At 63.3% G+C, this 1,585-nt stretch carries 2 protein-coding genes; both read left to right on the top strand.

Annotation, left to right across the window (positions count from 1 at the left end; genetic code table 11):
* Positions 1–125 precede the first annotated feature (125 nt).
* Positions 126–1,292 carry an isobutyryl-CoA dehydrogenase gene (locus ENZ75_RS31330; protein WP_013531207.1) on the top strand — a complete coding sequence of 389 codons (1,167 nt, stop codon included), beginning with the start codon at positions 126–128 and terminating at the stop codon, positions 1,290–1,292.
* Positions 1,293–1,317: 25 nt separating this feature from the next.
* On the top strand, positions 1,318–1,585 hold a 268-nt coding region (locus tag ENZ75_RS31325), incomplete at its 3' end, for an NAD(P)-binding domain-containing protein (RefSeq protein ID WP_164888157.1).

The raw sequence follows: 1,585 nt of genomic DNA, 5'->3' as shown, positions 1-1,585 counted from the left end.
TTGATGCACAGCCGCTCCGCAGGGGATCGGGTTGCGCGGCGGCATCATTGGTCTAGATTGGTGCGCGCGCAAAGCCAAAAACAACAGGCCAGCGAGCTAGCTGGCCAGCACACAGGGAGCACGCCATGGACGCCGCGGTCGATGCGAGCACCAGCCAATTCGAACTCAACGAGGAGCAGCGCGCCATCCAGGAGATGGCGCAGGCCTTCGCCGCCGACCGTGTCGCACCGAATGCGCTCGATTGGGACCGCAACAAGCATTTCCCGGCCGACGTGATCCGCGAGACCGGTCCGCTCGGGCTCGGCGGCATCTATATCAGGGACGATGTCGGTGGCTCGGCACTTGGCCGGCTCGACGCCGTGCTGATCTTTGAGGCGCTGTCGCACGCCGATCCGGCCTTTTCGTCCTTCATCTCGATCCACAACATGGTGGCCTCGATGATCGACCGTTTCGGCAATGACGAACAGCGCCAGCGCTTCCTGCCCAAGCTCACTTCGATGGAATGGCTGGCCAGCTACTGCCTGACCGAGCCAGGCTCCGGCTCCGATGCCGCGGCGCTCAAGACCCGTGCGGTGAAGAGCGGCGGCGACTATGTGCTCAACGGCACCAAACAGTTCATCTCCGGCGCCGGCGACAGCGATGTCTATGCCGTCATGGTGCGCACCGGCGCGGACGGGCCGAAAGGCATTTCCACCATCGTCGTGCCCAGAGATGCGCCGGGCCTCTCCTTTGGGGCAAACGAGCACAAGATGGGCTGGCACATGCAGTCGACCCGCCAGGTCATCTTCGAGGATTGCAAGGTGCCGGCGGAGAACCTTCTGTCCGACGAAGGCGCTGGCTTCGGCATCGCCATGGCCGGGCTCGACGGCGGCCGGCTGAACATCGCCGCCTGTTCGCTGGGCGGCGCGCAGTCGGCGCTCGACAAGGCGCTGTCCTACACCGCCGAGCGCAAGGCTTTCGGCTCGAAGATCAATCAATTCCAGGCGCTGCAATTCAGGCTGGCCGACATGGAGACCGAGCTGCAGGCGGCGCGTATCTTCCTTTATGCCGCCGCCTCGAAGCTCGACCGCAAGGCGCCGGATGCTGGCAAATGGTCGGCGATGGCCAAGCGCTTCGTCACCGACACCGGCTTCAATGTCGCCAATGACGCACTGCAGCTGCTCGGCGGCTACGGCTACCTGCACGACTACGGCATCGAGAAACTGGTGCGGGACCTGCGCGTGCACCAGATCCTCGAAGGCACCAACGAGATCATGCGCGTCATCATCGCTCGCGCGCTGATTGGCCGTTGAAGCCAGCAACTCTGGGAGACAGACAATGACGACGATCGCCTTCATCGGCCTCGGCAATATGGGCAATCCAATGGCCGCCAATCTGGTCAAGGCCGGGCATGCGGTGAACGGTTTCGACCTCGTTCCGGAAAACCTCACCGTCGCCAAGGAACATGGCGTGACGATTATGGCGAATGCCTTGGCCGCGGTGAAGGATGCCGACGTGGTGATCACCATGCTGCCTGCAGGCAAGCATGTCCTCTCCGTCTACGAAGACATCGCGCCCAAGGCCAGGCAAGGCGCACTCTTTATCG

Source organism: Mesorhizobium sp. M7A.F.Ca.CA.002.04.1.1 (assembly GCF_004022805.1).
GTDB lineage: Bacteria > Pseudomonadota > Alphaproteobacteria > Rhizobiales > Rhizobiaceae > Mesorhizobium > Mesorhizobium ciceri.
The sequence above is the reverse complement of the archived record's forward strand: the minus strand, read 5'-3'. Positions and strand labels throughout refer to the sequence as shown.

Bases quoted from the DNA above. Each gene is read 5' to 3' on its own strand.
- ENZ75_RS31330 (WP_013531207.1), top strand. From the start codon at position 126: ATGGACGCCGCGGTCGATGCGAGCACCAGCCAATTCGAACTCAACGAG.